This window comes from Streptomyces sp. NPDC015345 (assembly GCF_043078805.1).
Lineage (GTDB): Bacteria > Actinomycetota > Actinomycetes > Streptomycetales > Streptomycetaceae > Streptomyces.
This window is the reverse complement of the sequence record NZ_JBIBTX010000005.1, coordinates 272264-296168: the sequence shown is the minus strand read 5'-3', so window position 1 is coordinate 296168 and position 23905 is coordinate 272264. Positions and strand designations below refer to the sequence as shown.

The 23905-nt window shown below is 72.0% G+C and carries 22 protein-coding genes and 1 pseudogene; 18 read left to right on the top strand and 5 right to left on the bottom strand.

Features of this window, described 5'->3' with window-relative positions; all coding sequences use genetic code 11:
• Nucleotides 1-2 precede the first annotated feature (2 nt).
• Both ACF062_RS22635 and ACF062_RS22630 read right to left on the bottom strand, forming a co-directional pair.
• Nucleotides 3-680: pseudogene (locus tag ACF062_RS22635) on the bottom strand (LuxR C-terminal-related transcriptional regulator); the annotation flags it as partial.
• Nucleotides 681-877: 197 nt separating this feature from the next.
• Nucleotides 878-1867: a helix-turn-helix transcriptional regulator gene (locus ACF062_RS22630; RefSeq protein ID WP_223775811.1), complete on the bottom strand. Its 990-nt coding sequence runs from the start codon at nt 1865-1867 to the stop codon at nt 878-880.
• 113 nt (nt 1868-1980) lie between these two features.
• Here ACF062_RS22630 and ACF062_RS22625 point away from each other — a divergent pair, with 113 nt between their 5' ends.
• Both ACF062_RS22625 and ACF062_RS22620 read left to right on the top strand, forming a co-directional pair.
• Nucleotides 1981-2175, top strand: coding sequence for a hypothetical protein (locus ACF062_RS22625; RefSeq protein WP_392140674.1), 195 nt, complete (start codon nt 1981-1983; stop codon nt 2173-2175).
• A complete protein-coding gene (locus tag ACF062_RS22620; protein WP_356575820.1) occupies nt 2172-2531 on the top strand; it encodes a hypothetical protein in 360 nt (119 codons plus the stop codon). The genes ACF062_RS22625 and ACF062_RS22620 overlap by 4 nt, the downstream gene beginning before the upstream one ends.
• A gap of 139 nt (nt 2532-2670) precedes the next feature.
• On the opposite strand, the gene ACF062_RS22615 is transcribed toward ACF062_RS22620, so the two are convergent.
• Complete coding sequence (locus tag ACF062_RS22615) at nt 2671-3105, bottom strand: pyridoxamine 5'-phosphate oxidase family protein (protein ID WP_392140672.1); 435 nt, start codon at nt 3103-3105, stop codon at nt 2671-2673.
• 152 nt (nt 3106-3257) lie between these two features.
• On the opposite strand from ACF062_RS22615, the gene clpB reads away from it, so the two are divergent.
• Together clpB and ACF062_RS22605 are read left to right on the top strand one after the other, a co-directional pair.
• Nucleotides 3258-5861: an ATP-dependent chaperone ClpB gene (gene clpB / locus ACF062_RS22610; RefSeq protein ID WP_392140670.1), complete on the top strand. Its 2604-nt coding sequence runs from the start codon at nt 3258-3260 to the stop codon at nt 5859-5861.
• Between the two features lie 243 nt (nt 5862-6104).
• The gene (locus ACF062_RS22605; RefSeq protein WP_363252039.1) at nt 6105-6644 is read left to right on the top strand and encodes a YbjN domain-containing protein; all 540 of its coding nucleotides are present in this window, start codon (nt 6105-6107) and stop codon (nt 6642-6644) included.
• Nucleotides 6645-6717: 73 nt separating this feature from the next.
• Here ACF062_RS22605 and ACF062_RS22600 read toward each other — a convergent pair whose 3' ends face one another.
• Nucleotides 6718-7908, bottom strand: coding sequence for a pyridoxal phosphate-dependent aminotransferase (locus ACF062_RS22600; protein WP_392140668.1), 1191 nt, complete (start codon nt 7906-7908; stop codon nt 6718-6720).
• 768 nt (nt 7909-8676) lie between these two features.
• On the opposite strand from ACF062_RS22600, the gene ACF062_RS22595 reads away from it, so the two are divergent.
• The 7 genes from ACF062_RS22595 (at nt 8677) to ACF062_RS22565 (ending at nt 14739) form a co-directional block, all read left to right on the top strand.
• Entirely contained in the window at nt 8677-9195 is a 519-nt protein-coding gene (locus ACF062_RS22595; RefSeq protein ID WP_392140666.1) for a DUF2617 family protein, read from the top strand.
• A 26-nt stretch (nt 9196-9221) separates the two neighbouring features.
• Nucleotides 9222-10790 (top strand): polyamine aminopropyltransferase, encoded by a 1569-nt coding sequence (locus tag ACF062_RS22590; protein ID WP_392140664.1) that lies wholly within the window; start codon nt 9222-9224, stop codon nt 10788-10790.
• 60 nt (nt 10791-10850) lie between these two features.
• Nucleotides 10851-11723 carry an SRPBCC family protein gene (locus tag ACF062_RS22585; protein WP_392140662.1) on the top strand — a complete coding sequence of 291 codons (873 nt, stop codon included), beginning with the start codon at nt 10851-10853 and terminating at the stop codon, nt 11721-11723.
• Nucleotides 11724-11748: 25 nt separating this feature from the next.
• On the top strand, nt 11749-12543 hold the full coding sequence (locus ACF062_RS22580) for an aldose 1-epimerase (protein ID WP_392140660.1): 795 nt from the start codon (nt 11749-11751) through the stop codon (nt 12541-12543).
• Between the two features lie 10 nt (nt 12544-12553).
• Nucleotides 12554-13105, top strand: a complete 552-nt coding sequence (gene pyrE / locus ACF062_RS22575) for an orotate phosphoribosyltransferase (RefSeq protein ID WP_030788873.1) — start codon at nt 12554-12556, stop codon at nt 13103-13105.
• Nucleotides 13106-13220: 115 nt separating this feature from the next.
• Nucleotides 13221-14243, top strand: coding sequence for a class II fructose-bisphosphate aldolase (fbaA, locus tag ACF062_RS22570; RefSeq protein WP_392140658.1), 1023 nt, complete (start codon nt 13221-13223; stop codon nt 14241-14243).
• Nucleotides 14244-14325: 82 nt separating this feature from the next.
• Nucleotides 14326-14739 carry a DUF3151 domain-containing protein gene (locus tag ACF062_RS22565; RefSeq protein WP_392140656.1) on the top strand — a complete coding sequence of 138 codons (414 nt, stop codon included), beginning with the start codon at nt 14326-14328 and terminating at the stop codon, nt 14737-14739.
• 346 nt (nt 14740-15085) lie between these two features.
• Here ACF062_RS22565 and ACF062_RS22560 read toward each other — a convergent pair whose 3' ends face one another.
• Nucleotides 15086-16243, bottom strand: a complete 1158-nt coding sequence (locus ACF062_RS22560) for an NADH:flavin oxidoreductase (RefSeq protein ID WP_392140654.1) — start codon at nt 16241-16243, stop codon at nt 15086-15088.
• A gap of 111 nt (nt 16244-16354) precedes the next feature.
• On the opposite strand from ACF062_RS22560, the gene ACF062_RS22555 reads away from it, so the two are divergent.
• From ACF062_RS22555 to ACF062_RS22525, 7 genes are all read left to right on the top strand, one after another.
• Nucleotides 16355-16951: a CGNR zinc finger domain-containing protein gene (locus tag ACF062_RS22555; protein ID WP_392140653.1), complete on the top strand. Its 597-nt coding sequence runs from the start codon at nt 16355-16357 to the stop codon at nt 16949-16951.
• Nucleotides 16952-17101: 150 nt separating this feature from the next.
• Nucleotides 17102-17983, top strand: a complete 882-nt coding sequence (locus ACF062_RS22550) for a tryptophan 2,3-dioxygenase family protein (RefSeq protein WP_392140651.1) — start codon at nt 17102-17104, stop codon at nt 17981-17983.
• Complete coding sequence (gene kynU / locus ACF062_RS22545; RefSeq protein WP_392140649.1) at nt 17976-19190, top strand: kynureninase; 1215 nt, start codon at nt 17976-17978, stop codon at nt 19188-19190. The genes ACF062_RS22550 and kynU overlap by 8 nt, the downstream gene beginning before the upstream one ends.
• A 128-nt stretch (nt 19191-19318) precedes the next feature.
• Nucleotides 19319-20197, top strand: coding sequence for an alpha/beta hydrolase family protein (locus ACF062_RS22540; RefSeq protein WP_392140648.1), 879 nt, complete (start codon nt 19319-19321; stop codon nt 20195-20197).
• Between the two features lie 119 nt (nt 20198-20316).
• A complete protein-coding gene (locus ACF062_RS22535; protein ID WP_392140647.1) occupies nt 20317-21738 on the top strand; it encodes a sensor histidine kinase in 1422 nt (473 codons plus the stop codon).
• Nucleotides 21735-22403 (top strand): response regulator, encoded by a 669-nt coding sequence (locus ACF062_RS22530; protein ID WP_392140646.1) that lies wholly within the window; start codon nt 21735-21737, stop codon nt 22401-22403. Before ACF062_RS22535 ends, ACF062_RS22530 begins: the two co-directional genes overlap by 4 nt.
• Before the next feature lie 181 nt (nt 22404-22584).
• Nucleotides 22585-23814, top strand: coding sequence for a cytochrome P450 (locus ACF062_RS22525; RefSeq protein ID WP_392140644.1), 1230 nt, complete (start codon nt 22585-22587; stop codon nt 23812-23814).
• The last annotated feature ends 91 nt before the right edge of the window (nt 23815-23905 follow it).

The window sequence follows — 23905 nt, the reverse complement described above, 5'->3', positions numbered from 1 at the left end:
TGTCACTGCTCCCGGTCGAGGATGCCCGACTGCCCGATGAGGAAGCCGAGTTGGGCCCGGCTCTCGCTGCCCAGGGTGGCGGCGAGCTTGGCGATGTGGACGCGGGCCGTGCGGATGTTCATGCCGAGGCGGTCGGCGATCTCGGCGTCCGTGAGGCCTTCGACGAGCAGGCCCGCGATGGCGCGCTGACGCGGGGTGATGCCGCCCTCGGAGACCTGCGGGGCGGCCTGCGGCCACATGGGCGTGGCCAGGCGCCACAGCCGCCAGAAGGTGGTGGCGAAGTACTCCACGAGGGCCGGGTGGCGCAGCTCAAGGGCGACGGTGCGGTCCTTGCTCGCCGGGATGAAGGCCACGGTCCGGTCGAAGACGAAGAGGCGGTCGGTGACCTCGTCCAGGGTGCGGGCCTCGGCGTCGCCGTCGAGCTGCTCGAAGTAGGCGAGCACGGGCAGGGAATGGCGCGTCGTGTGCTGGTAGAGGGTCCGCATCCGGCAGCCCCGGCTGAGGACCGCCTGGTCGCGCGGGAAGGCCTCGGCCAGGGTCTCGGGCGGGCGGGTGCCGCCGGGCTGGATGGCGAGGAACTCCTCCGTGACGTCGTCCATGGCGCGGTCGATGGCCGCGTTGATCCGGTCGAGGCCGTCGAGGACGGTGATGGCGGGGGCGGTGGGGATCCGGCCGGTGCGGAGGGCGCGCGGGTGTGCGGCTGAACCTGTCTCGCGGAGTTCCTCCACTCCCTGTGGCACGTGCTCCGTGTTCATATGTGCTCCCTCCCGCTCGGTTGAAGCGCCGCGATTCTATGCAGAGGACGCGGGGGAGGAGTGCGGGGCTCTGATTGAAGTGTCCACTTCCGTACAGAGACGCCCCGGGGTTGCCTCGAGGGCTACTGGGGGCGCTCCTTGTCGAGGATTCCCGACTGGGCGATGAGGTAGCCGAGCTGGGCGCGGCTGCCGCTGCCGAGGGCGGCGGCGATCTTGGCGATGTGGGCACGGCAGGTGCGGACGTTCATGCCGAGGCGGCGCGCGATGGCCTCGTCGACGTGGCCCTCGATGAGGAGCCTGGCGATGGAGCGCTGGACGCCGGTGATTCCGTCGGTGGAGGGTGCGTACGGCACCTCGTCGAGCAGCGGCGTCGCTCTGCTCCACTGGTGCTCGAAAACCTTGGCGAGGTACTCGACGATGCCGGGATGGCGCAGTTCCAGGGCGACTTGGCGGTCCTCCCTGGCGGGGATGAGCGCGACCGTGCGATCGAAGATCATCAGTCGGTCGATCAGCTCTTCCAGGGTCCTGATGTGCACGTTGCCCTTGGCCATGCGCGCCGCGTACGCGAGAGTGCCCTGACTGTGCCGGACGGTGTGCTGGTAGAGAGTGCGCATGGTGATGCCGCGTTCGAGTACGGTCTGGCCGCGCTGTAGCGCCACGGTGAGGGAGTCCTCGCTGCGGCCGCCGCCCGGCTGGGCGGTGAGTATCTCGAAGCGGCATTCGGACGTGGCTCGTTCGATCGCGGCGTCGATGTGCTCGACGTCCTCCAGCACGGTGATCGAGTGCGCTGTCGGCTCGGTCCGGGCCGTGATGGCCATAAATGGCTCGAAGAGGTCGGTGAGCTGCACGGCGAGTCGCCGCCGGTCCTGAATCTCCCGTTCGATGGGGTTGATCCGCTGGGCGAGCGCGGCGGACGGGGAGATCGGGCGGAACCAGGCGCCGTCGTCCGGGTCCGGGCGCAACAGGCTCGACTCCAGGAGGCAGGGCGCGTTCTCGGCCTCGGACCGTGCCAGACGGCCGTTGCTCAGTGCGCTGGCGTAAAGCCTCGCACCCTCGTCACAAAGTGGGGTCGCGGGGTGAGGATGTGTCGGTTTGGCGTCTCTTGTGAGCAAATCTCCACCCCCCAGGGTCCTGAACGTGCAGGAACATGATGCATCGACCCTGTGGCTTTGACGTGCTCGATTGAGACATCGTCTTGTTGAGCCGGGGGAGAGGAACCTACCAAGTGAGGACGAAGCCGACCATGTTTAAGCGCATGCTTCGCTCGGTGCTTGTCACCACCTTCTCCGTCGGGCTGGCCCTGGGCGCGGTGACCACTCTGGATCTCTCCTGGAACAGCGTGCCGGCCGGCGGATCGGCGACAGCCGCTCCCCAGTCGGACCTGTCATGGAATGTCCTGCCGAAGGGTGGCGAGGCATGAGCACCCCTCCTGACGACCGGACCTTCCGCCGGGAGATGGCCACCGCCTACCGCTCCGGTTGGCACTTCATCGACCTCGTGACCGCGATCCCCCACCGCGGTGACTCGTTGATGGTGACCCTGCTCGGTGAGCCGATCGTCGTCACCCGTGACGACGAGGAGGAGATCCGGGCCTACCGGTGCCTTCGGCGGCCGCGAGGCGCGCCGCAGCCCGTGCGGTGCGCCGTTCGGTACGGGATGGTCTTCGTCAATCTCGACCGGCGCGACCACCAGCTCGTCGGAGAGCATGAACAGCAGGACCCGGGCGCGATGGCGGGCGCCCCGGACAACGCCACAGCCACCCCCCGCAGTGCCTGACGCGATTCCCCCGTCGTTGTAAATCGCGCGGGCACTTCCCCCAGCAGCGGCGCCACCGTGGACCTGAACACGGTGGCGCCGCTGTGGCGTGTCCGCGCGCCCGGCATGCCCCGCACGCCCCGTGAGTCCCCTGCGCCCCTCACACCTTCCCGAGGGCCCGCGTCACCTCGATCTCGATCAGGACCCGCTCCGGGTTGGGCGACGGACGCCGCTCGTAGCGCTCCTCGTAGCGCAGCTCCGCCTCCTCGATCAGCGCCGGCTCGGTCCTGACCGTCGCGCGGCCCTCCAGCGTCGCCCAGCGCCGCCCCGCGAACTGGCACACCGCCACCCGCGCCCCCGGGCCGTCCGGGTCGCCTGCCGCCGCCAGGACGTGCGCGACCTTCCGGCTGGTCCCGCGCGCGAGGACGCGGGCGACACCCGCCTGCGGGTCGTACGTCACGCCGACCGGCACCACGTGCGGCGTCCCGTCGGGCCGCAGCGTCGTCAAGGTGCACAGGTGCCGTTCACGCCAGAAGCTGAGGTAGGGCTCGGGCGGCTTGCGTATGTCGATCCGGGCGGATGCGTTCGGGCTCATGGACCGGAACATAGCCGCCCCGTCTTCCGGGTTCTCCCTTGAGTGGAATAGACTCAACTTTGTGTAGGTTGATCAGGTCAGAGTCAAGGGTCTGAACCCACCGGAACCTGGAACCCGTGGTTCATGGGAACCCGTAAGGAGGACGAGCGCACGTGGACGCAGAGCTGACGAACAGGAGCCGCGCCGCCATCAACGCGGCCGGTGACCGGGCCGTGCAGGACGGGCACCCCGACCTGACGCCCGCGCATCTGCTTCTCGCCCTGCTGGAGGGTGAGGACAACGAGAACATCATCGATCTGCTCGCCGCGGTCGACGCCGACCAGGCGGCCGTGCGCGGGGACACCGAGCGGGTCCTCGCCGCGCTGCCCAGCGTGACCGGGTCGACCGTCGCCCCGCCGCAGCCCAACCGCGAGCTGCTGGCCGTCATCGCCGACGCCGCGCAGCGCGCGAAGGAACTGGGCGACGAGTACCTCTCCACCGAGCACCTGCTCATCGGCGTGGCCGCCAAGGGCGGGCAGGCCGGGGAGGCCCTCGCCAGGCACGGGGCCACCGACAAGAAGCTGCTGAACGCATTCGAGACGACAAGGGGAGGGCGCCGGGTGACCACACCCGACCCCGAGGGTCAGTACAAGGCGCTGGAGAAGTTCGGCACCGATTTCACCGCCGCGGCCCGCGAAGGGCGCCTGGACCCCGTCATCGGGCGGGACCAGGAGATCCGGCGGGTCGTCCAGGTGCTCTCCCGGCGTACGAAGAACAATCCCGTGCTCATCGGCGAGCCCGGCGTCGGCAAGACCGCCGTCGTCGAAGGCCTCGCGCAGCGCATCGTCAAGGGCGACGTACCGGAGTCGCTGAAGAACAAGCGGCTGGTCTCCCTCGACCTCGGCGCCATGGTCGCCGGCGCCAAGTACCGCGGCGAGTTCGAGGAGCGGCTCAAGACCGTCCTCTCCGAGATCAAGGAGAGCGACGGGCAGATCATCACGTTCATCGACGAGCTGCACACCGTCGTCGGCGCGGGCGCGGGCGGCGACTCCGCCATGGACGCGGGCAACATGCTCAAGCCGATGCTGGCCCGCGGCGAGCTGCGCATGGTCGGTGCGACGACCCTGGACGAGTACCGCGAGCGGATCGAGAAGGACCCCGCCCTGGAGCGACGCTTCCAGCAGGTCCTGGTCGCCGAGCCGTCCGTGGAGGACTCCATCGCGATCCTGCGCGGGCTCAAGGGGCGGTACGAGGCCCACCACAAGGTCCAGATCGCCGACAGCGCGCTGGTGGCGGCCGCGACGCTCTCCGACCGGTACATCACCTCCCGCTTCCTGCCCGACAAGGCCATCGACCTCGTCGACGAGGCCGCGTCCCGGCTCCGCATGGAGATCGACTCCTCGCCCGTCGAGATCGACGAGCTCCAGCGCGCCGTGGACCGGCTGCGGATGGAGGAGCTGGCGCTCAGCAAGGAGACCGACCCGGCGAGCAAGCAGCGCCTGGAGAAGCTGCGGCGCGACCTCGCCGACAAGGAGGAGGAGCTGCGCGGCCTCACCGCCCGCTGGGAGAAGGAGAAGCAGTCCCTCAACCGCGTCGGTGAGCTGAAGGAGAAGCTCGACGAGCTGCGCGGCCAGGCCGAGCGCGCCCAGCGGGACGGTGACTTCGACACCGCGTCCAAGCTGCTCTACGGCGAGATCCCGACCCTGGAGCGCGATCTCGAAGCCGCCTCCGAGGCCGAGGAGGAGGCCGTCCAGTCCAAGGACACCATGGTCAAGGAGGAGGTCGGCCCGGACGACATCGCAGACGTCGTCGGAGCCTGGACCGGCATCCCCGCCGGGCGTCTCCTCGAAGGCGAGACGCAGAAGCTGCTGCGCATGGAGGACGAGCTCGGCAAGCGGCTCATCGGCCAGGGCGAGGCCGTGCGCGCCGTCTCCGACGCGGTGCGGCGCACCCGCGCGGGGATCGCCGACCCCGACCGCCCCACCGGCTCCTTCCTCTTCCTCGGCCCCACCGGTGTCGGCAAGACCGAGCTGGCCAAGGCCCTCGCGGACTTCCTCTTCGACGACGAGCGGGCCATGGTCCGCATCGACATGAGCGAGTACGGCGAGAAGCACAGCGTCGCCCGGCTCGTCGGTGCCCCGCCCGGCTACGTCGGCTACGAGGAGGGCGGCCAGCTGACGGAGGCGGTGCGGCGGCGCCCGTACTCGGTCGTCCTCCTCGACGAGGTCGAGAAGGCGCACCCGGAGGTCTTCGACGTCCTGCTCCAGGTGCTCGACGACGGGCGCCTCACCGACGGGCAGGGGCGGACGGTGGACTTCCGCAACACCATCCTGGTCCTGACGTCCAACCTCGGCAGCCAGTACCTCGTCGAGCCGCTGACGAGTGAGGAGGAGAAGAAGCAGCAGGTCCTGGAAGTGGTGCGGGCGTCCTTCAAGCCCGAGTTCCTGAACCGGCTGGACGACCTGGTCGTCTTCTCCGCGCTCACCAAGGACGAGCTCGCGCGCATCGCCGAGCTCCAGATCGCCCGCCTCGCCAAGCGGCTCGCGGAGCGGCGCCTCACGCTGGACGTCACTCCCGAGGCGCTGGACTGGCTGGCCCTTGAGGGCAACGACCCGGCGTACGGGGCGCGGCCCCTGCGGCGGCTCATCCAGACGGCCATCGGTGACCGTCTCGCCAAGGAGATCCTGTCGGGCGAGGTCAAGGACGGTGACACGGTGCGGGTGGACCGTGCCGGGGACGGCCTGCGGGTGGGCCCTGCCACGGGGAAGTCGTTGTAGCGGCTTCTCGTCTGCCCGGTTCGCACGTACGCCGTCCGCAGGCAGTCCGTGGTTGCTCGCGCAGTTCCCCGCGCCCCTTAAGGGGCGGCTGTGCGCCCCGTCAGGGGCGCGGGGAACTGCGCGAGGACGGACCACGGCCCGCAGTCGGCAGACGACGGAAACCGGGCAGACGCTGTGCCGGGGTTGCGATCGGGGCCCCCTTCTGGGAGAGGATGGCGGAATCCGTACGAAGGGAAATACACGGTGAGCATCGACCCGTCCTCGATTCCGAATTTCGGGGGACAGCCCGAACCGCAGCAGGGCGCAGGACCGGCGGGCCCCGTCGTCCCCGACCAGGACCTGGTGAAGCAGCTCCTGGATCAGATGGAGCTCAAGCACGTCGTCGACGACGAGGGTGACCTCGCGGCGCCGTGGGAGGAGTTCCGCACGTATTTCATGTTCCGTGGCGAGGACGACCAGCAGGTCTTCTCGGTGCGGACGTTCTACGACCGGCCCCACCAGATCGAGCAGAAGCAGCAGCTTCTGGAGTCGATCGACGACTGGAACCGCCGCACGCTGTGGCCGAAGGTCTACAGCCACACGCACGACGACGGCACGGTCCGCCTCATCGGCGAGGCCCAGATGCTGATCGGCACCGGAGTCTCCCTTGAGCACTTCGTGTCGTCGACGGTCAGCTGGGTGCGCGCCGCGATCGAGTTCGACCGCTGGCTCGTCGAGCAGCTCGGCCTCGAGTCCGACGTCGACTCCGCCGAGGGCGAGAAGCCGGGCGACGACGAGGCCTGAGGGTCCCTGCGCACACGAGAGCCCGGCCGGGGCGACCACCACCCCGGCCGGGCTCTCGCCGTGCCCGGGGCTCTCAGCCCGCCAGTGACTTCAGGCGGGCCACGGCCTCTTCGAGGACGGACGCCCGCTTGCAGAAGGCGAAGCGCACGAACGGCGCGCCCGCGTCGCGGTGGTCGTAGAAGACCGCGTTCGGGATGGCGACGACCCCGGCCCGCTTTGGCAGGGCGCGGCAGAAGGCGAAGCCGTCGCTCTCGCCCAGGGGGCGGATGTCCGTCGTCACGAAGTACGTGCCGGCCGGGCGGTAGACGTCGAAGCCCGCCGCGGTCAGGCCGTCGCTGAGCAGGTCCCGCTTGGCCCGCATGTCCGCGCGGAAGTCGGCGAAGAAGGAGTCCGGCAGGGCGAGGGCCTCCGCGACCGCGTACTGGAAGGGCCCCGAGGCCACGTACGTGAGGTACTGCTTCGCCGAGCGGACCGCCGCCACCAGCTCGGGCGTGGAGGTAACCCAGCCGACCTTCCAGCCGGTGAACGAGAACGTCTTGCCCGCGGAACCGATGCTGACCGTCCGCTCGCGCATGCCGGGGAACGAGGCGAGCGGGATGTGCTCGGCGTCGTCGAAGACGAGGTGCTCGTAGACCTCGTCGGTGACGACGAGCAGGTCCCGCTCGACCGCGAGCCGCGCGATCTCCGTCAGCTCGGCGCGCGTGAGGACCGTGCCGGTCGGGTTGTGCGGGGTGTTGAGGAGGATCAGCCGCGTGCGCGGCGTGACCGCGTCGCGCAGTTCGTCGAGGTCCAGGCGGAAGCGGCCGTCCGAGGGGCGCAGGGTCACCGGGACGCGGGAGCCGCCCGCCATCGCGATCGAGGCGGCGTACGAGTCGTAATAGGGCTCCAGTGCGATGACCTCGTCGCCCGGTTCGACGAGGGCGAGCAGGGACGCCGCGATCGCCTCCGTCGCGCCCGCCGTCACGAGGACCTCGAGGCCGGGGTCGTAGGTGAGGCCGTAGCGGCCGAGCTGGTGTTCGGCGACGGCCGTGCGCAGCTCCGGGACGCCGGGGCCCGGCGGGTACTGGTTGCCGCGCCCGTCGCGCAGCGCCCGCACCGCGGCCTCGCGGACGGACTCGGGACCGTCGGTGTCCGGAAAGCCCTGGCCCAGGTTGATCGCGCCCGTGGTGACCGCGAGGGCGGACATCTCGGCGAAAATCGTCGTACCGAACTCGGCGAGGCGGCGGTTGAGCAGCGGGCGCCCGCTCCCGGAAGTGGAGGTCATGGCGGCCATCCTGCGCCGAACCTCTGGACTTCCTCAACTCTGCTTTGGGCCGCCGCGCCCGGGGGCATCCCCCTGTCACACGAGAGGCGAGGCCCACGGGGGACCACGCTTCGGGGGAACGGAAGGAGCGTGGTGGCCGTGTTCATGGCCTTCATCTTCGGTGCGGTGTTCATCTTCGCCGTGGTCGCGGCGATTCGCTTCGGGGGAAGCGGGGGAAGCAGGCGCCGCACCCGCTCGCGGTGGGCTTCGGGCACCGCGTCGAGCACGGCGGGCGGCGGCAGTTGGTGGGTGGGCGGCGGTGGTGACGGGGGCCACCACGGCGGTCACTCCTGCGGAGGCGGATCCTCGTGCGGGGGCGGCAGCTCCTCGTGCGGTGGTGGCGGGGGCGGATGCGGCGGAGGCAGCTGACACGGGGCAGCTGGTCCACCGATCCCACAGAGAGCGCCCGGCGGGGCAGGCAGCAACTCCCGCCGGGCGCTTTGATGTTGTCCAGCATGGTTGCGGCATTGAACAGTTGAACTGTGCAGCCCCCGGGGGGATGGAAACCCTATGAAGTTGGGTAAAAACGCTGTGGCACTGTCGTCGACCATGATTCCCTCTTAAACGTCAGTACCGCCCTCGGACATCCCTCAGGTTTCTGGGTTTGGCGCACCGAACTATGGAAACCCGTAGACGATGTGCTCGTGGGCACGAGCCGGTATTCCGACCTCCCGGTGTCCGATCCGGGTGCGCCGGCCTCATCTCACTGCGTGTTAGCGGAGCCGACCCATGCTCACGACCCTGAAGACTGTCTACACCGACACGCGTGCCGCGGACCTGGCCTGGGCCCTGGGGCGCGAGCCGTTGCCCGCGCTCGCCACGCTCGACGTGGAACTGGCCGGGACCAGAGTGCAGTTGAGACTTCTCGGGGCCTCGCACCAGGTACTCCTGGAGGAGGAGCAGGGCAGTTGTTCGGAGACCGTGGCCTGCATTCCCGGCAGCAGTACACCGCTCCCGCTGGGCGTGTCCAAGCGCGTGGGCGACTGGGAGTACGAGTTCGCCGCGCGCGTTGAGACGCTTACTCGGGGTCAATTCGCGGGCCGAGCCCAGGAGTTGCTGGCCCTCGTCACCGAGCACCCGCACGGTCTCGCCGGGGTGTTCCCCGGCAGCCCGCATGCCTTCACGGCCTTGCTGGCGCAGCGGCACGAGGGGTCGGTGATGTGGCGGACGTGGCACGCGTACCCCCAGGACGGCCAGTTGGTCGCCACGCGGTCGAGGGTGGGAGTACGGGCCGCACTGCCCGCGTAGCGGTGTCCGTGACGTAGCGTTCTCGGATGCTCGAGTCGTCGGCGCGGTTGCCGGTCTCCGCCCGGACGGGACGGTTCCTCGTCCTGCTGGGCGTGTTCCTCTGCGCTGCCTGCGGGCTCGTCTACGAACTCGAACTCGTCGCCCTGGCCGCCTACTTGATCGGCGACTCGGTGACCCAGGCCTCCGTCGTGCTCTCCGTGATGGTCTTCGCCATGGGCATCGGCTCGCTGCTCGCCAAGCGTCTGCGGCGCCGTGCCCCCATGTGGTTCGGCCTCGTCGAGGCGGCGCTCGCGCTGATCGGCGGGTGCAGCGCCATGGCGTTGTACGCGGCCTTCGCCTGGACGGGTGACCACGGCGGAGCGTGGGCGGGCGGCTCGCGCTACCTCCTCGCCGCGTTCTCCCTGGCCATCGGTGTCCTCATCGGCGCCGAGGTGCCGCTCCTCGTGGTGCTCATCCAGCGCATCCGGCGCCAGGACGCGGGCGGCGCCGTCGCCGACGTGTTCGCCGCCGACTACGTGGGCGCGCTGGTCGGCGGGCTCGCCTTCCCTTTCCTGCTGCTCCCGGCGTTCGGACAGCTCACGGGCGCCCTGTTCACCGGCGCGGTCAACGCGGTCGCGGGCTGCGCGCTCGTCCTCGGCCTCTTCGGGCGCGGCCTGAGCGTGCGCGGCCGCTGGGCGGTGCTCACCGCGAACGTCCTCGTCCTTGCCGTGCTCGCCTCCGCCGCCGTGCTCGTCGACGACTTCGAGCGGGCCGCGCGGCGTGCGGTGTACGGCGCGGACGCGCGGGTCGCCGTCCGGACCGACGTGCAGGAGGTCGTCCTCACCGGCGGCAGGCGACGCTCCCTCGACCTCTTCCTGGACGGACGGCTGCGCGTCAGCGGACGCGACGAGCGCCGCTACCACGAGGCGCTCGTCGAACCGGCGATGCGGGGCCCCCACGCGCGCGTGCTCATCCTCGGCGGCGGCGACGGCCTCGCGGCGCGCGAGGTGCTGCGCCACCGCGGGGTGCGCCGCGTCGACATCGTCGAGCTGGACGCGGGCGTCGTCGACCTGGCGCGCCACGACCCGGCCCTGAGCGAGCTGAACGGCCACGCCTACCGCGACCCCCGGCTGCGGGTGGTCCACGGCGAGGCGTTCCGCTGGCTGCGCTCCGCGCGCGGGACGTACGACGTGGTGCTCTCCGATCTGCCGGACCCGGGCATCACCGCCGGCACGAAGCTGTACTCCCTGGAGTTCTACGGCCTCGCCACGCGCGTCCTCGCCCCCGGCGGCCGCCTCACCGTGCACGCCGGGCCCGTCTCGACCCGGCCGAGGACCTTCTGGACGGTGGAGGCGTCGGTGCGGGCGGCGGGGCTGCGGACGGTGCCGTACCGCGTGGGCGGCCGGCGGTCCGGGTTCGCCGCCGGGCCCGACCGCACGTCGGAGCGGGCGCGGGGGGCACGCGACTGGGGGTTCGTGCTGGCCTCTCGTGGGCGGGCCGCGCTGCGAGAGGCCGCCGGGTCCCCCCTGGTGCGTGCCGGGGTGCGCTCGGCCGGCCCGACCAGGGTGGCGGGGCTCCCGGCGTCGACGCTGGTGCGTCCGCGTTACGCGAACTGATGTACACGCTCAGCCGAACCGGCGTACATGGACGCGTGTGCGTGGGTAGGCTCGACTGCCATGGAGCATGAGGTGTTCGTTCCGGTTTCGGCAGAGCGTCTCCGGCAGGTCCTTGCGGACCCCGAGCGGGTGGCCGGGGCGGTCCCCGGGCTTCAGCGCGACGCGGAGGAGGCGGCCGAGCCGCTCTCCGGGCGTCTGAAGGTGCGCGCGGGCGGGCACACCGTCACCTACCGGTGCGCGGCGCGGGCCGAGGGTCGCGCCGACGGGACGTACGTGATCGAGGGCGAGGGCGCGGAGGTGCGCGGCTCCGGTTCCGTGAAGCTCGCGCTGACCGTGCGGCTCGTGCCGGCCGCCGGGGGCACCACGGTGGTGTTCGGCGGGACGGCCGCCGCCGAGGGGCGGATCACGGAAAGTTCTCCACAGGCTGTGGAATCCGCTGTGCGCAGACTTCTAGAACGGTTCGCCGAGGGGCTCGCGGAGGCGGCGCCCGCGGACTCCGGCCCGGCCGGGGCGCCCACCGTCTTCGAGACCGAGGTGCCGCCGCCGTCGCTCGACCCGCTGAGCGCCGACCTCGCCGACCTCGCCGACATCGACGAGGCTGATGACGATGACGACGACCTCGACGGCATCGAGGTCGACGACGCCGTCAACGTCGAGGACGACGAGGAGCTGCGCGGCATCGACGGCATCGACGGCATCGACGACGTCAGCGACCTCGACGTGCCGCCCGCCGAGGCCGCCCACGCCCGCCGCACGATGATCGGCCGCAGCGCCGAGGAGGTCGACCACGCCCCGCCGCGCGGCCGGTACGCCCCCGCGCCCGCCCCCGAGACGCTGTCGACCAGCGCCACGCTCCGCTGGGCCGCGCCCGCCGCGGCCCTCGCGCTCGCCTCGGCGATCGTGGTCGGCAGGGCCCTGCGCCGCCGCCGGTGACCGCGTACGCCGTAGGGTCGGCCGGATGAGTACCGAAGACGTGATTCTGACCGCGGGCGACGCGGAAGTGACCGTGCGGCCGGGCAACGGCTGCCGTATCGGAAGTCTGCGCATCGGCGGCGTCGAGCTGCTGCGCCAAGGGGAGCGGTACGGCGCCTTCCCCATGGCCCCGTGGTGCGGCCGGATCGAGAACGGCCGGTTCCGCGACGGCGCGAGCGTCCACCAGATGCCGCTGAACTCCCCGCCGCACGCCATCCACGGCTTCGCCCGCGACGCCGCATGGCGCACGGCGCGCTCCTCGCGGACGGAGGCCGTCTTCACGTACGACCTCACCGACCCCTGGCCCTACCCGGGGCGCGTCACCCAGATCGTGGAACTCACCGAGGACGCGTTGACGCTGCGCCTCGGCATCGAGACGTACGGCGACTCCTTCCCGGCGCAGGCGGGCTGGCACCCGTGGTTCAACCGCTCCCTGGACGGCGGCGGCGACCCCGTACGGGTCGACTTCACCCCGGCCTGGCAGGAGGAGCGCGGCGAGGACCACCTGCCCACCGGCCGCCGTATCGACCCGAAGCCCGGCCCCTGGGACGACTGCTTCGGCATGCCCGAGGGCGTCGACGTCACGCTGGCCTGGCCCGGGCGGCTCGCGGTGAACGTCACGAGCCGCGAGCAGTGGGTCGTCGTCTACGACGAGCAGGAGGCGGCCGTGTGCGTGGAGCCGCAGACCGGGCCGCCCAACGGCCTCAACACCGCGCCGCGCCTGGTCACCCCCATCGAGCCGCTGGAGACGGCGACGACCTGGACCTGGACGCGGCTTTAAGCTGAGCGGCATGACTGACGACGTACGTGGCGCGCTGCTCCAGCAGATCAAGGACAAGGCCGTGGTGCACGGCAAGGTGACCCTCTCCTCGGGTCTCGAGGCCGATTACTACATCGACCTGCGCCGCATCACCCTCGACGGCGAGGCCGCCCCCCTGGTCGGCCAGGTGCTGCTCGACCTCACCGCCGACCTCGACTTCGACGCGGTGGGCGGCCTGACCATGGGCGCCGACCCCGTCGCCGGCGCGATGCTGCACGCCTCCGCCGCGCGCGGCAGGCGCCTGGACGCCTTCGTGGTCCGCAAGGCCGCCAAGGCGCACGGCATGCAGCGCCGCGTGGAGGGCCCGGACATCAAGGGGCGCCGCGTACTCGTCGTCGAGGACACCTCCACCACCGGCGGCTCGCCGCTGACCGCCGTGGAGGCCGTGCGCGAGGCCGGTGCCGAGGTCGTCGGCGTCGCCACCATCGTGGACCGGGCCACCGGGGCGGGCGAGAAGATCACCGAGGGCGCGGGCGTGCCGTACCTCTTCGCGTACTCCAAGGACGACCTCGGCCTGGACTGACGGCGGGGCCCGTACCGGCGGCCGAGTCTGGAAAGATGGGGGCGACGATGTCGTCGCCCCCAGGTCAGGGTCAAGCAGCACAGCACCCCACCCGCACATCACAAGGAGCGGACACATGCCCATCGCAACTCCCGAGGTCTACAACGAGATGCTCGACCGGGCGAAGGCAGGCAAGTTCGCCTACCCGGCCATCAACGTGACCTCCTCGCAGACCCTGCACGCCGCGCTGCGCGGTTTCGCGGAGGCCGAGAGCGACGGCATCATCCAGATCTCCACCGGTGGCGCGGAGTTCCTGGGCGGCCAGTACAGCAAGGACATGGTGACCGGCGCGGTCGCGCTCGCCGAGTTCGCGCACATCGTCGCCGAGAAGTACGACGTCACGGTCGCGCTGCACACCGACCACTGCCCCAAGGACAAGCTGGACGGCTATGTCCGCCCGTTGCTCGACGTCTCCGCCGAGCGCGTCAAGGCCGGCCGGAACCCGCTGTTCCAGTCGCACATGTGGGACGGCTCCGCCGAGACCCTCGCCGACAACCTGGCCATCGGCCAGGAGCTGCTCGCGAAGGCCGCCGCCGCCAAGATCATCCTTGAGGTCGAGATCACCCCGACCGGCGGCGAGGAGGACGGCGTCAGCCACGAGATCAACGACGAGCTGTACACCACCGTCGACGACGCGCTGCGCACCGCCGAGGCGCTCGGCCTCGGCGACAAGGGCCGCTACCTCCTGGCCGCGTCCTTCGGCAACGTCCACGGCGTCTACAAGCCGGGCAACGTCGTCCTGCGTCCCGAGCTCCTCAAGGACCTCCAGGAGGGCGTCGGCGCCAAGTACGGCAAGCAGTCCCCGTTCGACTTCGTCTTCCACGGCGGCTCCGGCTCCACCGCCGAGGAGATCGCCACCGCGCTGGAGAACGGCGTCGTGAAGATGAACCTCGACACCGACACCCAGTACGCCTTCACGCGTCCCGTCGCGGACCACATGTTCCGCAACTACGACGGTGTCCTGAAGGTCGACGGCGAGGTCGGCTCGAAGAAGACGTACGACCCGCGCACCTGGGGCAAGCTGGCCGAGGCGGGCATGGCCGCGCGTGTCACCGAGGCGTGCGCGAACCTGCGCTCCACCGGTACGAAGCTGAAGTAGTCCGGCAGGCGTCCGTACCGATACGGGCCCGGCACCCTTCCCTGGGTGCCGGGCCCGTACGCGTATGGCGCAGACTTGGCCCATGGCCATTCACAAGGATCTGCTCGGGGGACCGCCCCCGACCCACCTGCCCGACGACCCGGAGCCGCGCGAGCTGCTGGCGAACGGCACGGCGCCCGCCGACGTCGCCGCCAAGTACCCCACGTCCTCGCTCGCCTGGGCGCAGCTCGCCGACGAGGCGTTCGAGCGCGGCAGCGTCGTCGAGTCGTACGCGTACGCCCGTACCGGCTACCACCGCGGCCTGGACGCCCTGCGCCGCAGCGGCTGGAAGGGCCACGGCCCGGTGCCGTGGGAGCACGAGCCGAACCGCGGCTTCCTGCGCGCGCTGCACGCCCTCGCGCGGGCGGCGCAGGTGATCGGTGAGCAGGAGGAGTACGAGCGCTGCGCGGGCTTCCTGCGGGATTCGTCGGAGACGGCGGCGAAGACGCTCGGCTGACGTGAGCGGGGTCCGGGGTGCTGTCACGGGGGCGCTGCCCCCGGACCCCCCCTTGTCGGCCTGAACGGCCTCGTCCTCAAACGCCGGACGGGCTGGAACTTCCGGTGCCGGGTGCTTTCAGGGGCGCGGGGAACTGCGCGACCAGCCACGGCGGGCTGGAACTTCCGGTGCCGGGTGCTTTCAGGGGCGCGGGGAACTGCGCGACCAGCCACGGCGGGCCCGCACCCGTGGAATCAGCGCAAGGATCCCAGCAGCTAATGCTGGGCGGGCTGGAACTCCGGTGCCCGGTGTTTTCGGGGGCGCGGGGAACTGCGCGACCAGCCACGGCGGGCCCGCGCTCGAGGAATCAGCGCAGGGATCCCAGCAGCTTCGCGTCGAACGGCTCCGCCTCCGCCAGGCGGCCCGTCACCGCCTTGTCCGCCCACTGAGCGTCAGCGATCAGCGCCCGCCCCACCGCGATCACGTCGAACTCGTCCCGCTCCATGCGGTCGAGGAGCAGGCCGATGCCGGTGGAGGCGGTCTCCTTCGCCCAGCCCTGCGGGCCCACGAACTCCTTGTCGAGGCCGACCGAGCCGACGGACAGCGTGGCCTTGCCGGTGAGCTTCTTGGCCCAGCCCGCGAGGTTCAGGTCGCTGCCCTCGAACTCGGGGAGCCAGTAGCGGCGCGTGGAGGCGTGGAAGGCGTCGACGCCGGCCGCCGCCAGCGGCGCGAGGAGGGACTCCAGTCCGGCCGGGTCGGCCGCGAGCTTCGCGTCGAAGGCGTTCGCCTTCCACTGGGAGAGCCGGAAGATCACGGGGAAGCCCGGCGAGACCGCCGCGCGCACCGCCTCGACGATCTCGCGGGCGAAGCGGGTGCGCGAGGCCAGGTCGCCGCCGTAGCCGTCGGTGCGGCGGTTGGTGGTGCCCCAGAGGAACTGGTCGATCAAGTAGCCGTGGGCGCCGTGGAGTTCGACGCCGTCGAAGCCGATCCGCTCGGCGGCGGCCGCGCTGTCGGCGAAGGCGCCGATGACCGCGTCGATGTCGGCGCCCGTCATCGCGTGGCCCTTGGCGGCGCCGTCCAGGCCGAGGCCGGAGGGGCCCGCCGGGGGTGCGGAGGGGACCGGACCCTGGCCCTCGTCGCGGGTCGCGCCCACGTGCCACAGCTGCGGGACGATCGCGCCGCCCGCCGCGTGCACGGCCTCGGCGACGCGCTGCCAGCCCGCGAGCGCGGCCTCGCCGTAGAAGTGCGGGACGCGGTGGCTGCTGCCGGCCGAGGCGTGGTCGACGTACGTGCCCTCGGTGACGATCAGGCCGACGCCGCCCGCCGCGCGGCGGGCGTAGTACTCCGCGACGTCCGCGCCCGGCACGCCGTCGGGCGAGAACTCGCGGGTCATGGGGGCCATGGCGATGCGGTTGCGCAGGGTGAGGCCGTTGATGTCGAAGGGGCGGCCGAGGACGCGGGCGGCTCGTGCGGCGTCCGATCCGTTCGGCTGTGCGGCTTCCGGTGTCGCTTCCGTGGCTTCCATGTCGCCCTCCTGGGCTCTCGTCGGTCACTCGGTACGCAGGGCACCTCGCGATACTGACAGCACTGTAAGGCTTTTGCTGTTGTCGTCCTGAGGGCGGGTACCTTGAGAGGCATGAACTGGCCAGCGACCGAGCGCCACTGCCTGAGCCCCGCGCCCGGCGGCCTCGCCCTCGTCCAGGAGCTCCTGAACACCGCGCCCGCGGACCGCCCCGGCCCCGCCGGCCTGCCCGACCTCCTGGGCGACGGTGCGCTGCGCGCCGCCCAGGAGTGGGCCGACGGAGCCGTGCGCGGCTGGGCCCGTGAGACGGGGCGGCCCGACGTGCACCTCGTACTGGCGGACGAGGACCTGCCGAGGCTGCGCTGCCTGCGGGACCAGGTGCGGCGCGCGCTCGCCGCGGGCGACCAGGGCGGTGGAGCGGTGCGCTTCACCTCCGCCCCGGTGGTCGTCGGGCTCGCCGGTGACGGCACGCTGACCGTGGAGCCGGAGGGCGCGGGTGCCCGCTGGCTGGCGTCCGCCGTGCTCGCCGAGGCGCTGCTCGCGCAGGCCTCGGGGGTCTGGCGCCGCCTGAAGATCTGCCGGAACGCGTCCTGCCGCACCGCGTTCTACGACCGCTCCCGCAACAACAGCGGCGTCTGGCACTCGGTGCGCGGGTGCGGGAACGCCGCGCACCTGCGGGCCTGCCGGGAGCGTCGCCGCGTACAAGGGTGACAGCAGTGTCCAACCTTAGGCCTTGTTGACCGAGCGTTGGCGCCTTGCCGTTTCCCGGAAAGTTGCGGAGGATTCCGGTGGGGACCGGGGCCCCCGTGCCGGTAACGGCAGGGGCGGACCGCTACCCGGAGTACGTACGAGGAGACAGCGATGTCCCCAGAGGCACCTGAGACGCCCACCGAGGCGCAGGCCTCAGCGCAGACGCCCGAGGCCGCGAACGAGGCCGAGGCCCCGAACCTCGACTTCGCGGGCACCACCCCGTACGAGGACTACGTCCAGGCGGACGTCCTCACCCACCTCCAGCACCTTCGCTCGAACGACCCCGGCGAGATGGTCTTCCTGGTCACCACCCAGGTCATGGAGCTGTGGTTCACCGTGATCGTCCACGAGTGGGAGACCGCGGCGAAGGCCCTGCGCCGCGACGACATACCCGTCGCGGTGGCCGCGCTCAAGCGCAGCATCCGCGAGCTGGAGGCCCTGAACCACTCCTGGAAGCCGCTGGCGGGACTGACGCCCGCGCAGTTCAACTCCTACCGCGGTTCGCTCGGCGAGGGCTCCGGATTCCAGTCCGCGATGTACCGCCGCCTGGAGTTCCTGCTCGGCGACAAGTCGGCGTCCATGCTGGTGCCGCACCGGGGCGCGCCGCGCGTCCACGCGGAGCTGGAGAAGGCGCTGCACGAGCCGAGCCTGTACGACGAGGTGCTCCGGCTCCTCCACCGCCGGGGGTACGCGATCCCGGCCGCCGTCCTGGAGCGCGACCTCTCCAAGAAGTACGAGCCGTCGCCCGAGGTCGAGGCCGTCTGGACCGAGCTCTACTCCGGCGACGAGAGCGGCGACCTCGCCCGCCTCGGCGAGACGCTGACGGACGTCGCCGAGCTGGTGTGGCGATGGCGCAACGACCACCTGGTCGCCACCCGCCGCGCGATGGGCTCCAAGACGGGCACCGGCGGCTCGGCCGGCGTGGCCTGGCTGGAGAAGCGGGCGCAGAAGAACGTGTTCCCCGAGCTGTGGACGGCGAGGAGCCATGTCTGACCTGCATGTCCGGGCCAAGGCCCTGGACGCCGAGGACGAACTCGCGCTCAAGCGGCGCGAGTTCGTCCTCGATGACACCGTCTACCTCGACGGCAACTCCCTGGGCGCCCTGCCCGCCCATGTGCCGGACCGCGTCGCGGACGTCATCACCCGCCAGTGGGGCCGGCTGCGCATCCGCTCCTGGGACGAGAGCGGCTGGTGGACCGCGCCCGAGCGGATCGGCGACCGCATCGCGCCGCTGGTCGGCGCCGCCCCCGGCCAGATCGTGGTCGGCGACTCCACCAGCGTGAACGTCTTCAAGGCGCTGGTGGCGGCCGTGCGGCTCGCCCGCGGTGACGGCGGCGGGGGCGAGGCGGACGCCGGCCGTGACGAGATCATCGTCGACGCCACGACCTTCCCCACCGACGGCTACATCGCGCGGTCCGCCGCCCGGCTCACCGGCTGCAGGCTGACCCCGCTCACCCCGGCCGAGGTGCCCGCGGCGCTGAGCCCCCGCACCGCCGCCGTGCTGCTCAACCACGCCGACTACCGCACCGGCCGCCTGCACGACCTGCCCGGTCTGACGGCCGCCGTGCACGCGGCGGGCGCCCTCGCCGTCTGGGACCTGTGCCACACGGCGGGCGCCCTGCCCGTCGGCCTGGACGAGCACGGCGTCGACCTCGCGGTGGGCTGCACATACAAGTACCTGAACGGCGGCCCGGGTTCGCCCGCGTACATCTATGTGCGCGAGGAGCTCCAGGACCGCTTCGACTCGCCACTGCCCGGCTGGAACTCGCACGCCGAGCCCTTCGGGATGCGGCCCGAGTTCGAGGCGGCCGAGGGTGCGCTGCGCGGGCGCGTCGGCACGCCCGACATCCTCTCCATGCTCGCCCTCGAAGCGGCGCTCGACGTCTGGGACGGCGTGTCCGTGGACGCGGTGCGGGCCAAGTCCCTCGCCCTGACGGACTTCTTCCTGCGGTGCGTCGAGGCGTACGTACCGCAGGGGCTGGTGGAGTCGCTGACCCCGGCAGCCCACGCCGAGCGCGGCAGCCAAGTCGCGCTGCGCTGTGAGGGTGCGGGTGACGTCATGAAGCGGCTGATCGAGCGTGGCGTGGTCGGCGACTTCCGCGCGCCGGACGTGCTGCGCTTCGGATTCACCCCGCTGTACGTGTCCTTCGTCGACGCCGAGCGGGCGGCGCGGGTCCTCGCGGAGATCCTGGAGCCGTGAGGCCCGCGCGGCGGGTGATTCCCGTGCGTACGCCGGGCTGGTAGCGTCCGGCGGATCTTGGTCCCGTTCCGTGCGCCGCGCGGAGCGGGGCCTGCCCGCCAGCCGCACTGCCGTTGAGAGGTTGCCGCATGCCGGACGACGCCGCCGTGGCCCGCGATGCCGCCGAGGCCGAAGCCGCCTTCTCGCATCCCGCCGTGGAGCCGGACGCCACCGCCGCGTACGGCACGCACCCCGACCAGGTCGTCGACTTCTACGCGCCCCGGGGTGACACGGCCCGTCCCGCGCCGCTCGTCGTCGTCCTGCACGGCGGCGCCTGGCGCGCGCCGTACGACCGGCGGCACGTCACGCCGTTCGCCGACTTCCTCGCACGCCGGGGCTTCGCCGTCGCCAACGTCGAGTACCGGCGCGGCAGCTCCATCCCCGCGCAGGGCGGCAAGGGTCCCGTCGCCGGGCGCTGGCCGGAGACCTTCGACGACGTGGCCGCCGCGTTCGACGCGCTTCCCGCGCTGGTACGCAAGGCCCTGCCGGCGGCCGATGTGCGCCGCACGGTGGTCACCGGGCACTCCGCGGGCGGCCACCTCGCGCTGTGGGCGGCGGCGCGGCACCTGCTGCCCGCCGACGCGCCGTGGCGCACCGAACGCCCGGCGCCGCTGCGGGGTGTCGTCGCGCTCGCGCCGATCGCGGACCTCAAGGTCGCCGAGGCACTGGAGGTCTGCGGCGGCGCGTCCGCCCAGCTGCTCGGCGGCGAGGGCAGGTTCAAGGAGCGCCTGCCCTACGCCGACCCGGCCGCGCTGCTTCCGACGGGCATCGCCACGACCGTCGTACAGGGCCGCGAGGACATCGTGGTGCCACAGCCGGTGGCCGAGGCGTACGCGGACGCGGCGGCGAAGGCGGGCGAGGTCGTGGGCCTCACGCTCCTTGAGGCCGTGGGCCATTTCCCGCTCATCGACCCGGCGGCGGACGCGTGCGCGGTGGTGGCGGAGGAGATCGCACAGCTGGCGTTCTGAGGCGGCGCACGGGCCGGCGGCCGTAGCGGGCTGCGGGTGTTCGGCGTGTCAAGGGCCCGGGGTCTGGCCACGGCCGCCGAGGGAGGGTTCCGGGACGCCGAGTAGTACCTGCGACGGACATGCCGGAACCCCTCTCGCTGCGGACGACCCGGCCGCCGCGCCCCCGTACCGTCGTATGCGTGACCGATACGACTGAGCAGCTCAAGGCCAGAGGCCGCAAGAGCCCCGAGTTCCACCTCGTGCGGGAGGTCCTCGGCGGCCTGCGCGAAGCGCTGTTCCGCGATGCCTTCGCCTACCGGCTGCTGCCTCCCAGGACGACGGGCGGGCGGACGGCCCGCCTCCTCCCGCGGGCGATACGCGGGTACGCCGTCTGGGCCCGGCACGCCCTGGTGGTGGCCGCGGCCCTGATCACCGTGTTCATCGCCTATCAGGTGGGCATCGGGGGCAACGAGGCCGTGTACTTCCTCACGGGTCTCGTCCCGGCCGCGGCCGTGCTGATGACACTGGTCAGGCCGGTCGGCGCGTTCTGGGTGTCGCTGGCGTCGACGCCGCTCACGGCGGCGTCCGGGGGCGTCTGGGACGGCTGGCCCTGGACCCCCGCCGCCTTCTTCGGGCACATCGTGGTGATCGTCGTGGTCGCCGCCCGCACCCGCCCGCGCACCGGCCTGTGGATGTGGCTCATGACGGCGGCGTACTCCGTGGTCGCCGAGGGGTTCGTCAACGACGATCCCTACGGCTCCGGATCCGACGCCCCGGCGCTGCTGTTCTTCTCGGCGCTCGGGCTGCTCGCCACCACGATGGCGCACGTGCGCCGCGAGGCGCAGCGCGAGGTCACCGTGCAGCGCACCGTCACCGCCATCGAACGCGACAAGCGCACGCTCCTGGAGGAGCGCACCACCATCGCCCGCGAACTGCACGACGTGGTCGCCCACCACATGTCCGTGGTCGCCATCCAGGCGGAGGCCGCGCCCTACCGCGTGGAGAACCCGCCGCCCGAGCTGGAGCAGGCGTTCGTCACGATCCGTGAGAACGCGGTGTCGGCGCTCACCGAGCTGCGCCGCGTCCTCGGTGTCGTACGGGCCGAGGACTACGAGGCACCGGACGCCCCGCAGCCCACCCTCGCCGACCTCGACCGGCTCCTGGACAACGTCCGTGACGCGGGCCTGACCGTCGACAAGGCGATCACCGGCGCCGTCCGCGAGCTGCCGCAGGGCGTCGAGCTGTCGGCGTACCGCATCGTGCAGGAGGCGCTCAGCAACGCCCTGCGCCACGCGCCCGGTGCCCCGGCCCGCGTCGAGGTCGGCTACGTCCTCGGCGGCCTCGGCCTGCGCATCGTCAACGGCCCCGCCACCGGCCTCGTCAAGGCCTCCCCGGGCGCGGGCCACGGCATCACCGGCATGCGGGAGCGCGTCACCATGCTGAACGGCGAGATGACGGCGGAGCCGACCCCCGAGGGCGGCTACGAGGTCACCGTCTTCCTGCCGGTGCCGCCGGCCGACCGGACCGACCACTCGGTGCAGGCGGGGGAGGGGCGCGCATGACCATCCGCGTCCTCATCGCCGACGACCAAATGATGGTCCGCGAGGGATTCTCCGTCCTCCTCAACGCCATGCCCGACATCGAGGTCGTCGGCGAGGCGGTCAACGGCCGGCAGGCCGTCGAGCGGGTGCGCGAACTCGCCCCCGACGTGGTCCTGATGGACATCCGCATGCCCGAGATGAACGGCATCGAGGCGACCCGCGAGATCGTCGCGTCCGACGGTGTGTCGAAGGTGCTCGTCCTGACCACCTTCGACCTCGACGAGTACGTGTACCAGGCGCTGCGCGCGGGCGCCTCCGGTTTCCTCCTCAAGGACGCCTCGGCCCGCCAGCTGGCGGACGGTGTACGGGTGGTGGCCTCGGGGGAGGCGCTCCTCGCGCCGACCGTGACGCGCCGCCTGATCACCGAGTTCTCCCGGATGGCGGAGACACCGCGACTCTCGGCGGCGGTCCAGGCGCAGCAGTACGGCGAGCTGACCGAGCGCGAGACGGAGGTCCTGGTGCTCATCGCGCAGGGCCTGTCGAACGCGGAGATCGCCTCCCACCTGGTGGTCGCCGAGTCCACGATCAAGACGCACGTGAGCCGGGTCCTGGTGAAGCTCGGTCTGCGCGACCGCACGCAGGCGGCGGTCTTCGCGTACGAGGCGAGACTGGTGACGCCGGGATGAGGGCCGTGCCCCGCCACGGAGCCCCGTAAGGGGCGCGGGGAACTGCGCGACCGGCCCCCACACACCCGCAGGCTGTCCGCGACCCCCGCGGAGCCCCGTAAGGGGCGCGGGGAACTGCGCGACCGGCCCCCACACACCCGCAGGCTATCCGCGACCCCCGCGGAGCCCATAGCGTCCCGTCATGACGCCCGCACCCTTCGCCCCCTCCGCGATCTTCACCCCCGCCGCACCAGAGTTCGTGGCCAACCCCTACCCCGCGTACGCCCGACTCCGCGCAACGGGCCGCGCCCACTACAACGCGCCCACCGACCAGTGGCTGATTCCGCACCACGCGGACGTCCGCGCCCTGCTGCGCGACCGCCGCCTCGGCCGCACCTACCTCCACCGCTTCACCCACGAGGAGTTCGGCCGCCCGGCCCCGCCACCCGAGCACGAGCCGTTCCACGTACTCAACGACAACGGCATGCTCGACCTGGAGGCGCCCACGCACACCCGCATCCGCCGCCTCGTCGCCAAAGCCTTCACGCCGCGTACGGTCGAGGAACTGCGCCCTTACGTGGAGGAGTTGGCGGACGGCCTGGTGCGGGGCCTGGTGGCGGACGGAGGCGGGGACCTCGCGGCGCGCGTCGCCGAACCGCTGCCGGTGGCGGTGATCGCCCAGATGCTGGGCATCCCGGAGAGCGACCGGCCGCTGCTGCGGCCCTGGTCGGCGGCGATCTGCGGGATGTACGAGCTGAAGCCGTCCGAGGAGACGGCGGCCCGAGCGGTCACCGCCTCGCTCGAATTCTCCGCCTATCTACGGGAGTTGATCGCCGCCCGGCGGGCGAAGCCGGGGGGCGACCTCGTCTCGGGCCTGATCGCCGCCTACGAGGACGGGCAGTCGCTCAGCGAGCAGGAGATGATCTCCACCTGCGTGCTGCTCCTGAACGCGGGGCACGAGGCGACCGTGAACGCCACGGTGAACGGCTGGTACGCGCTGCTGCGCCACCCGGATCAGCTGGCCGCCCTGCGCGCTGATCCGGACCGGCTGGTTCCCACGGCCGTGGAGGAGCTGCTGCGCTACGACACGCCGCTCCAGCTCTTCGAACGGTGGGTCCTCGACGACATCGAGATCGGCGGCACGGTGATTCCGCGCGGCTCCGAACTGGCCCTGTTGTTCGGCTCCGCCAACCATGACCCGGCGGTGTTCGCCCGCCCCGGCGAGCTGGACCTCGCCCGGCGCGACAACCCTCACATCTCCTTCAGCGCGGGCATCCACTACTGCGTCGGTGCGCCGCTGGCCCGCGTCGAACTGGCCGCGTCCATGAGGGCGTTGCTGCGGTGGGCGCCGGCGCTGCGGCTCGCGGGGGAGCCGCGGCGGGCGCCGGGCTTCGTGATCCGGGGCTTCCGGGAGCTGCGTGTGGCGGTGTGAGCCGCGGGTGCGTCGTGGCTGGTCGCGCAGTTCCCCGCGCCCCTTACGGGGCGGTCTTGCCGCCCCGCGGGTACTGGCGCCCTCGCGCTGA

What these genes read in the sequence shown, in the direction of transcription:
- ACF062_RS22560 (WP_392140654.1), bottom strand. Translation starts at nt 16,243, where the DNA reads ATGGAAGCCACGGAAGCGACACCGGAAGCCGCACAGCCGAACGGATCG.
- ACF062_RS22600 (WP_392140668.1), bottom strand. Translation starts at nt 7,908, where the DNA reads ATGACCTCCACTTCCGGGAGCGGGCGCCCGCTGCTCAACCGCCGCCTC.
- ACF062_RS22595 (WP_392140666.1), top strand. Translation starts at nt 8,677, where the DNA reads ATGCTCACGACCCTGAAGACTGTCTACACCGACACGCGTGCCGCGGAC.
- ACF062_RS22590 (WP_392140664.1), top strand. Translation starts at nt 9,222, where the DNA reads ATGCTCGAGTCGTCGGCGCGGTTGCCGGTCTCCGCCCGGACGGGACGG.
- pyrE (WP_030788873.1), top strand. Translation starts at nt 12,554, where the DNA reads ATGACTGACGACGTACGTGGCGCGCTGCTCCAGCAGATCAAGGACAAG.
- ACF062_RS22535 (WP_392140647.1), top strand. Translation starts at nt 20,317, where the DNA reads ATGCCGGAACCCCTCTCGCTGCGGACGACCCGGCCGCCGCGCCCCCGT.
- ACF062_RS22530 (WP_392140646.1), top strand. Translation starts at nt 21,735, where the DNA reads ATGACCATCCGCGTCCTCATCGCCGACGACCAAATGATGGTCCGCGAG.
- ACF062_RS22525 (WP_392140644.1), top strand. Translation starts at nt 22,585, where the DNA reads ATGACGCCCGCACCCTTCGCCCCCTCCGCGATCTTCACCCCCGCCGCA.
- ACF062_RS22580 (WP_392140660.1), top strand. Translation starts at nt 11,749, where the DNA reads ATGAGTACCGAAGACGTGATTCTGACCGCGGGCGACGCGGAAGTGACC.
- ACF062_RS22550 (WP_392140651.1), top strand. Translation starts at nt 17,102, where the DNA reads ATGTCCCCAGAGGCACCTGAGACGCCCACCGAGGCGCAGGCCTCAGCG.
- fbaA (WP_392140658.1), top strand. Translation starts at nt 13,221, where the DNA reads ATGCCCATCGCAACTCCCGAGGTCTACAACGAGATGCTCGACCGGGCG.
- ACF062_RS22565 (WP_392140656.1), top strand. Translation starts at nt 14,326, where the DNA reads ATGGCCATTCACAAGGATCTGCTCGGGGGACCGCCCCCGACCCACCTG.
- ACF062_RS22540 (WP_392140648.1), top strand. Translation starts at nt 19,319, where the DNA reads ATGCCGGACGACGCCGCCGTGGCCCGCGATGCCGCCGAGGCCGAAGCC.
- ACF062_RS22620 (WP_356575820.1), top strand. Translation starts at nt 2,172, where the DNA reads ATGAGCACCCCTCCTGACGACCGGACCTTCCGCCGGGAGATGGCCACC.
- ACF062_RS22615 (WP_392140672.1), bottom strand. Translation starts at nt 3,105, where the DNA reads ATGAGCCCGAACGCATCCGCCCGGATCGACATACGCAAGCCGCCCGAG.
- ACF062_RS22585 (WP_392140662.1), top strand. Translation starts at nt 10,851, where the DNA reads ATGGAGCATGAGGTGTTCGTTCCGGTTTCGGCAGAGCGTCTCCGGCAG.
- ACF062_RS22555 (WP_392140653.1), top strand. Translation starts at nt 16,355, where the DNA reads ATGAACTGGCCAGCGACCGAGCGCCACTGCCTGAGCCCCGCGCCCGGC.
- kynU (WP_392140649.1), top strand. Translation starts at nt 17,976, where the DNA reads ATGTCTGACCTGCATGTCCGGGCCAAGGCCCTGGACGCCGAGGACGAA.